This window comes from Arthrobacter sp. ZGTC212 (assembly GCF_002929255.1).
Classification (GTDB): domain Bacteria; phylum Actinomycetota; class Actinomycetes; order Actinomycetales; family Micrococcaceae; genus Arthrobacter_B; species Arthrobacter_B sunyaminii.
In genome coordinates this window covers 1-740 of record NZ_PJIJ01000027.1, presented here as the reverse complement: position 1 = coordinate 740, position 740 = coordinate 1, and the positions used below count along the sequence as shown (strand labels likewise).

At 60.0% G+C, this 740-nt stretch carries 1 protein-coding gene; it reads right to left on the bottom strand.

Going from position 1 to position 740, the window contains the following annotated elements:
• Window positions 1-42 precede the first annotated feature (42 nt).
• The coding region (locus CXQ89_RS17685; protein WP_104162202.1) for a bifunctional 5,10-methylenetetrahydrofolate dehydrogenase/5,10-methenyltetrahydrofolate cyclohydrolase at window positions 43-740 on the bottom strand (698 nt) is incomplete at its 5' end.

The following is a 740-nucleotide window of genomic DNA, read 5'->3' as shown; positions in this document are numbered from 1 at the left end:
CTTCGGCTGTGCTGTGAGTTGACGCTTTGCCGGCCCTGACTGTCACCGAAGCTCGAGTTCCTGTACTCTCGCGCGTCCATCTGTGAGGCTGTCCTGGCGTGTGCGTGCCGCCACTGCCGTCTGCTGGATCAGTGTTGCAATTGTCATCGGGCCCACCCCGCCCGGAACGGGCGTGATGTAACTGGCAACGCTGCTGGCGGCCTCATATTCGACGTCGCCGACGTTCCCGACGTTGTAGCCGGCATCGATGACCACGGCACCTGGTTTGATCCAATCCCCCCGGATAAGTTCAGCGCGTCCGACTGCTGCCACCACGATGTCCGCAGTATTGACAATCTCCGCCAGGTCTTTAGTCCGTGAATGGCAGTAAGTAACCGTCGCGTCACGTTGCAGGAGCAGCATGCCCACAGGTTTACCCAGAATGGGGCTGCGCCCGATGACAACCGCGTGCTTGCCTGTCAGTTCGATGTCGTAGGCATCCAGGAGCGCCATGATGCCGCCGGGAGTAGCCGAATAAAATGTGGGTTCGCCAAACGCCATTGCGGCGAAAGATGTTCTCGTGACTCCGTCGACATCCTTGGCCGGGTGAATCGCCTCGAAAGCCGCCCGCTCGTCAATGTGCTCCGGGACCGGGTGCTGCAGCAAGATTCCATCGACGTCCGGGTCCATCGAGAGCTCGGAAATTGCTGCTACGACTTCTTCCGTTGTCGCCGTTGCCGCAATTTCGATCCTTCGGGACT